Source organism: Paraburkholderia sp. BR10936, from assembly GCF_040965735.1.
Lineage (GTDB): Bacteria > Pseudomonadota > Gammaproteobacteria > Burkholderiales > Burkholderiaceae > Paraburkholderia > Paraburkholderia nodosa_A.
In genome coordinates this window covers 24,304-30,303 of the sequence record NZ_JBFRCM010000039.1, presented here as the reverse complement: position 1 = coordinate 30,303, position 6,000 = coordinate 24,304, and the positions used below count along the sequence as shown (strand labels likewise).

Below are 6,000 nucleotides of genomic sequence, written 5' to 3'. Positions count from 1 at the left end.
GATTTGTAATCATCAGGTGGCGGGTTCGAGTCCTGCAGCCGGCACCATACACAGCAAGGGGTTACGCGATGTTTGCGTAGCCCCTTGCCGTTTCCAAAACACCCTCCGCGTTTCCAAAATTCATCAACGCGAGGGTTTTACGGGGCGCGTGCCGCGCACGTAGCGCGCCGTCATGCCGGGCCCGCTGTGGCCCGCCAAGCGCTGCCCCGCCTCTATTCCCTCGTCGATCGTCTTGTGCGTCACGCCACGCGCGCGAAGGTCGCGGAATTGAAATTTCGCCTTGTCGATACCTGCCTTATCGCGGGCCTTGTCGAACCGTGACCGCAATTGGCCCTTCGTTAGCGGATAGCCCTCTTCGTCACGCAGAAGATAGGGGGAAACGTCGACCTTCGACCCGCGCCATGCGAGCAGGCGGTCTATCAGGTTCGCGAGCTCACCAGTTATCTGGACCGTGACGAAGGCGCCCGTTTTGCGCGTCCTGAAGATGAGATTGCCCTTCACGATGTTTGAGCGCTGCACGCCCAAGATGTCCGCCGGTCGTTGTGCACACAGGTCGGCCAGGTCCATCGCATTGCGCAAGGGCTCGTCGGCCACGGCATGGACGGACGCATATAGCTCGTCGTCGATCAGCACGTCCTGGCGACCGGTTTCTTTTTTTCCACGCACCCCAGCGCATGGGTTTGCGATCGTCATCATGCCCCACAACCGTGCGCAGTTCAGGGCGAGGGAGAGGACTGCTTTGGTTCGATTCGCTGTGACGATGCCGCGCTTCTCCGCGGTGGCTCGCCAAATACTCGCCACGTCGGCCGGTTTCAGGGTGTCGAGCTCGCGGTCGCCGATGACGCCTGCCAGCCGGGAGAGGAACAGGTCGTACATGCGGCGCGTCGCGGTCGATTTTTGCGGTAGTTCCCTCAGCCGATACTCGCGGTCGAGCATGGCGAACGTGTGCCGTGTGACTTCGGACGTCGGCACCCGTCTGCCTTCCAGCTCAGCCCATCGTTGGAGCGCCACGACGCGATCTGCGCCGAGTGGTTCCAGAAAGCGACGCCCCTCGATTTCACCATGGTCGTAGTAGTAGCGCAGAGCGCCGTTGGCGTTCTTGCGTATGCGGAGGCGCGGGATTGCGCCTGGAGTTTGTGCCCGGCGTCCCATCACACTGCGCCAAGATTGAGCGGTGTGCTTACTGCGGCCCGGGGAGTACGCGCGAGCTTCGAATCGATGATGCCCATCCGTTTATCGTGAAAAGTGCGTGCGACCAACACGCGGCCGTGGACGTCGACCACATGCGGCCATCCCTGTTGCACGAGCCACAGGACTTGACGCATACGAATCGGTGTGCCGGTTAATTCGCGCAATTCTTGGCGGCCGAGATACATGCCGCCGCAGCCGGAATATTGTTGCATGGTCATCTTCATCGCGAAAAGGAGGTACACGCAGCGCAACTCGTGGATTGATGGTTTGCGCGGATATGAACCTTAACTGACTGATTTTTAAAGATTTGTTGTGCCACTAGTTGCCATCATTCACCCATGGCAACCCCCGAAAACTCATGGCCCAAAAAATAGGCAGCGTGCGCGACTGATGGCAAAACAGCCCCGACTCGTGGCACGAGGTATTGGCTGATTCTTTGCCCTTCCTCGTATTCTTTCTTCTTCTTTTTCAATGAATTAGAGAGAGGAAAGAAAGGGGCGTCGCGGGCCAGCGTCGAAAACAGACTCATGGCAAAAGCCGCATGACTCGTGGCAAATCCGGGGTGACTCGTGGCGGCACTCGCTTCAGGAATCAAGGACTTAGGCGCGCCCCGTCCAGAAATCCACGGGTTTTCTGCGCTGCCTGTCGGCTCCCAGCGACGAAACTCGCCTTGTTCTACTGCCGGGTCGATGCCCGGTCGTTGCCATGATGGTTGGAGCTTCATGCGTGGCCTCCCTGTAGGGCGTCGGTCGCCAGGTCCTCGCGTACCGAAACGTGCAGCCCGAACGCAGCGAGACGCCCGAGTGAAACCGGCGTGAGGTACGGGACGCGGCGGGTGTAGATGCGCCGCTCGACTTCCTTCTCGCCGACGACGACGCCCGCGTGCTTGAGCTGCGCCTTAAATACACGATCGGACTTCACCGGCAGACCGTTCCACTTGTCGCGCAGCGCACTGGTGTGGGCGATGTGATCCATCACGTGGCCCGTGCGCAGCAGAAGGCAGAACTCGCCGTCGACCGTGTCGAAGGTAAAAGGGTGCTTGTAGTTGCCGCCGTCGATCTCGGACAGGACGGTTTCCATGATCCAGACCCACGGCTCGCGGTCGGCGCTCGTCTCGGCGATGTGGCCGTTCATCTCGGTCAGCAGGTCGCGGGGGAAATCGCCTTCGCTCGCGTCCATGCCGGCGAACTCGCACAGGTAGCGCCAGGCGAGTGCGACGGCCGCATAGTTGCCGGCCATGCGCTTGGCGCCGTCGTCCTGGCCGCTCGCCCGGCAGTTGGCGAGCGCCTTGCCGAGCAGCGCTGCGTATTGGTCGAGGACGGCGCGCTTGTCGAGGCCAGCGAGGAATTCGAGCCACTGCCGGAGCGGGAAGCGCGGCAGCTCGTCGGGCAACAGCGGGCCACGCTTGCCGGTGAGCGTCGTGCGCACGAGCTTGCCGAGCAGGCTGCGCACAGGCACATCCTCGCCGGCCAGCATCACGGGCGCGCACAACAGGTATTCCGTCATGTCGCTACCGCGGCGCGTCACCGTGTACTGGTAGTTCTCCTGCAGCAGCCCGACCGCCTTGTCGATCACGTCCTGCCGGCGGGCCGACAGCTCTTCCCATCCGACCGGGTGGCTGGTGTGGCTGATGCTGGTGAGCAGCCGGAATTCCGTCTGCAGCGACTGCCCCGAAAACATCGTGAACGCCAGCGAGCGCTCGAGGCGCTTGATGAGCGTGGACTTGCCCGCTCCCTTGTTTGCCTGGATTGTGATGTGCGGCCAGAAGCCGAGCAGGGCCTTCAGGTGGCCGCCGAGTGCCCACACGAGCGGGATGGTGGCCGCGTTCTGTTTGAATGTCGCTTGGTACGCCGTGATGACGCGGCGCGCGTCGCCGATTGGCCCGCTCGGGAACGTCAGGTTGTGATACGGGCACTGCTTGTCGGCCTCGGTGAAGTAGCAGTCCGGGCCTTCGTTCACGATCAGGCGGCCGTCGCGCCATGCGAGCCCGACGAAGTTGGCGGCCTGCCGCGCGCCGAGATCGGCACCGCGCTCAAGGATGTTCACCATGCGCTTGAACGGGGCCGGCGCCCAGATCGGGCCGAACTTGCCCCACTGGTCGACGTTGTGGAGCTGGTCGTCGAGCATCACGCGGCGGATGAGCTGTGCACCGTGTCGCGGGGCCTGCACCGATACCGCGAAATAGACGGTAGGTGCCTGGTCGGCATCGCCCGTCATAGTCGACGTTGCGCTCGCGACGGACACGCGGCTGATGCCGGCGATGCGGAAGCCGCACAGGTCAGTCGTCACCGGGGTCTCGACTCCCGATTCCTCGTTCCGGTCCATCTTCGTGATGTAGCTCGTGAAGTCGGGACGCAGGCGAAAGCGCCAGTACTGCGCGAAATCGTGCGACGGCAGGAAGATGCGCGGCCGGCCTCGGCGTGTCGCATCGCCGGGCATACCGGCGATAAGCCACGGCTCAATCTGTTCGAGTGCTCGCGCCAGTTCGGCGGCGCCGCGCAGCTGCAGATAGTCGTTCACGTCGTTGATGGGGCGACGTGTCTTTTCGCCGTCTGCGAGATCGGCAAGCCACTCGGCCTGGTCGACGAGCACAGCGCTGATGTTGAGCGCTGTGAGCCTTTCATAGAGCGCCCATGCCGCTTCCGGGCCAGGGCGGTGACCGGCGCGCGGGTGGCCGTCCGCGAACGGTTCGTCGTTGTCCAGGCAGACGACGACGTGTCTGCCACGCAGCGACGAGAAGTCGACGGCGTCGACGTTGGCGAGGCCGCGCAGCGCGAGCGACGCGACGCCGGGCATCGCGCAAGTGTCGATCGACAGCGCGTTGATCGCGCTTTCGACGACGACCACGCGCCGGGCCTTGCCAAGCCGGCGGGCGTCGGCAGTCCAGAAGTAGCCGGATTTGTCGCCCTGCGTCTGGGTTTTGACGCCGCCGTTCTGCGCGGGGTCGAGATAGCGCATGTCGACCGCGACGACACGGGCCTCGCCCGGCGCGCGCACGATGAACGCGGCGGCCGGCCCGCCGTGGCCGACCTCGCCGGCGGCGATCTTCGGGCTCGCCCACATGTTGAAGCCGATCGAGCGGGCGGCGATCGCCGCGTCGATCGCTTCGGCCGAGATGCCGCGACTGCCCAGATATTCGCGCACGCGGTCACGTTCGGCGAAACACCGGTCGGCGATGTATTCGACGGTCGATTTCTCGCGGCGCTCGCCCGATTCGGGACGGTCCGCCGGAATGCCGTAGGCGTCGTGCAGGTAGCGCACAGCGTCGGCGACAGTGCTGCCGCGCGCGTGCATCACGAGATCGATACAGGAGCCGCCCACATTGGCGCTGTGGTCGCGCCAGCCCGTTCCGTGCTTCGGGTGATTCACGTAGATCGACAGTGACGGGCTCCTGTCATCGTGCAGCGGCGAATGGTAGAGCGCACGGTCGCCGCCACGGCCGCGCTTGAGGCCGAGGCGGTCTGCAAGGTCGTGCAGGTCAATTCGCTGTTTCAGTTCGTCAATTGTGGCCATCGTTACATGTGTTACAGAGGTTGCTGCTTGGATGTTTCAGCCGGGTTACCGCTTGTCGACGGGCTGAACACGAGGGCATGCAGGGCGCCCGCAGATGCGGGGAACGCAAGGGCAAGCTGGTCGCTTAGCGCGGCGACAAACAGGCCGAGCGTGCATTGACGCTGCAGGCTGCCTGACCGGTTGTCGAACCGAAGCGTTTCGGCGGCTGCCTTTATCGCGGCAAGCAATGCCGCGTCATCCGGCGTGGTGTGAGCGGCGGGTGTCATATGTATTTCTCCCCGAGTAATTCGAGGCGGTTGCGCTCGAACTGGCACGTGGCGAACTGAAAACCGGCACGTGCGATCGTCGCCTCGTCGAGCATCTGCCGAAGGCGGTGGCGATGACGCTCAAGGTTCGTCGTCGCCTGTGTGATCGCGCCGGCTCGCGTCGCACCCATGCCGCTCTGCATTCCCGAGGCGAGGTGAGTGACGACCCACTTCTCAGGATGGCCGTCCGTAAGGTGGCGCTCGGCATGGATACCGAACGTGGCGCCAGCGTTGTTCGGTATGACGACGTGCTCACCTGTGACGGTGCGCAGGCCTGCAGACGTAAGCAGTTCGTATCGAATGACCGGTGTGTTTGTGGCGTTCATTGCTTCACCCCCGAGGCGGAACAGACCAAGCCAGCGTTGTAATCAGTGCGATGAGCGCACAGGCCGCGAGCGCCAGCGACAGCAGCGGCGCATTCCGCAACTTGAGCTGGCGAAGAATGCCCCCGGCGGTGAGAGCCATGCCGGTGAAAGAGAAGCCGAGCATCAGCAACACGCCGATGCTGAAAATGCAGGTTTTCATGATGAGATTGCTCCAGAGACGGTGCGCCGCCGGACAGCGCTGATAGATCAGTCGTCGTCGTTCGCTGCGAGTCGCTTCGCGTCGATCGAATTGCGCATGCGCATCTGCTCGCGGGCCTGCATCGCACGCGCGGCGGATTCGACGACAAGGCGGACGGCGCGGTTGCGCATGGACATTTCGAAGTCGCCGACCATGCGCAGGCGATGCCATGCCGCGCGCAGTTCGAACTCCGTGATGGGCGTGCGCATGCCATCAATGCAGGACGATCGGGTTGAGTACGGGCATACCGGCGTCGGCATCCCATCGGCAGCCGAGCACGTATCCGAGACGGCGCGCGGTGCCGACAAAAACAAATGGGTCGACGTCGGCACTCCAAAGCGTCTGTAGGTAATTGCGACGCTGTTCCAGCGGAAGGCTTGCCGGATCGAACGGCATAACGATTGGCGTAGCGGCAAGTGTGGCCATG

The 6,000-nt window shown here is 63.5% G+C and carries 9 protein-coding genes; all 9 read right to left on the bottom strand.

What is annotated here, in order from left to right; genetic code table 11:
- Window positions 1-123 precede the first annotated feature (123 nt).
- A complete protein-coding gene (locus tag AB4Y36_RS39395; protein ID WP_368685832.1) occupies window positions 124-1,152 on the bottom strand; it encodes a tyrosine-type recombinase/integrase in 1,029 nt (342 codons plus the stop codon).
- On the bottom strand, window positions 1,152-1,433 hold the full coding sequence (locus AB4Y36_RS39390) for a DUF4224 domain-containing protein (RefSeq protein ID WP_368685831.1): 282 nt from the start codon (window positions 1,431-1,433) through the stop codon (window positions 1,152-1,154). Before AB4Y36_RS39390 ends, AB4Y36_RS39395 begins: the two co-directional genes overlap by 1 nt.
- An 86-nt stretch (window positions 1,434-1,519) precedes the next feature.
- Complete coding sequence (locus AB4Y36_RS39385) at window positions 1,520-1,915, bottom strand: hypothetical protein (RefSeq protein WP_368685830.1); 396 nt, start codon at window positions 1,913-1,915, stop codon at window positions 1,520-1,522.
- The gene (locus AB4Y36_RS39380; protein WP_368685829.1) at window positions 1,912-4,704 is read right to left on the bottom strand and encodes a toprim domain-containing protein; all 2,793 of its coding nucleotides are present in this window, start codon (window positions 4,702-4,704) and stop codon (window positions 1,912-1,914) included. The genes AB4Y36_RS39385 and AB4Y36_RS39380 overlap by 4 nt, the downstream gene beginning before the upstream one ends.
- Before the next feature lie 11 nt (window positions 4,705-4,715).
- Entirely contained in the window at window positions 4,716-4,970 is a 255-nt protein-coding gene (locus AB4Y36_RS39375) for a hypothetical protein (protein ID WP_368685828.1), read from the bottom strand.
- The gene (locus AB4Y36_RS39370; protein ID WP_368685827.1) at window positions 4,967-5,335 is read right to left on the bottom strand and encodes a hypothetical protein; all 369 of its coding nucleotides are present in this window, start codon (window positions 5,333-5,335) and stop codon (window positions 4,967-4,969) included. The genes AB4Y36_RS39375 and AB4Y36_RS39370 overlap by 4 nt, the downstream gene beginning before the upstream one ends.
- A 4-nt stretch (window positions 5,336-5,339) precedes the next feature.
- Entirely contained in the window at window positions 5,340-5,534 is a 195-nt protein-coding gene (locus AB4Y36_RS39365; RefSeq protein ID WP_368685826.1) for a hypothetical protein, read from the bottom strand.
- 47 nt (window positions 5,535-5,581) lie between these two features.
- Entirely contained in the window at window positions 5,582-5,782 is a 201-nt protein-coding gene (locus AB4Y36_RS39360) for a hypothetical protein (RefSeq protein ID WP_368685825.1), read from the bottom strand.
- 4 nt (window positions 5,783-5,786) lie between these two features.
- A complete protein-coding gene (locus tag AB4Y36_RS39355; RefSeq protein WP_368685824.1) occupies window positions 5,787-5,999 on the bottom strand; it encodes a hypothetical protein in 213 nt (70 codons plus the stop codon).
- Between the last annotated feature and the right edge of the window lies 1 nt (window position 6,000).

Excerpts from the sequence above, each read along its gene's own strand:
- AB4Y36_RS39395 (WP_368685832.1), bottom strand. The coding sequence starts at position 1,152 with ATGGGACGCCGGGCACAAACTCCAGGCGCAATCCCGCGCCTCCGCATA.
- AB4Y36_RS39385 (WP_368685830.1), bottom strand. The coding sequence starts at position 1,915 with ATGAAGCTCCAACCATCATGGCAACGACCGGGCATCGACCCGGCAGTA.
- AB4Y36_RS39380 (WP_368685829.1), bottom strand. The coding sequence starts at position 4,704 with ATGGCCACAATTGACGAACTGAAACAGCGAATTGACCTGCACGACCTT.
- AB4Y36_RS39375 (WP_368685828.1), bottom strand. The coding sequence starts at position 4,970 with ATGACACCCGCCGCTCACACCACGCCGGATGACGCGGCATTGCTTGCC.
- AB4Y36_RS39370 (WP_368685827.1), bottom strand. The coding sequence starts at position 5,335 with ATGAACGCCACAAACACACCGGTCATTCGATACGAACTGCTTACGTCT.
- AB4Y36_RS39365 (WP_368685826.1), bottom strand. The coding sequence starts at position 5,534 with ATGAAAACCTGCATTTTCAGCATCGGCGTGTTGCTGATGCTCGGCTTC.
- AB4Y36_RS39360 (WP_368685825.1), bottom strand. The coding sequence starts at position 5,782 with ATGCGCACGCCCATCACGGAGTTCGAACTGCGCGCGGCATGGCATCGC.
- AB4Y36_RS39355 (WP_368685824.1), bottom strand. The coding sequence starts at position 5,999 with ATGGCCACACTTGCCGCTACGCCAATCGTTATGCCGTTCGATCCGGCA.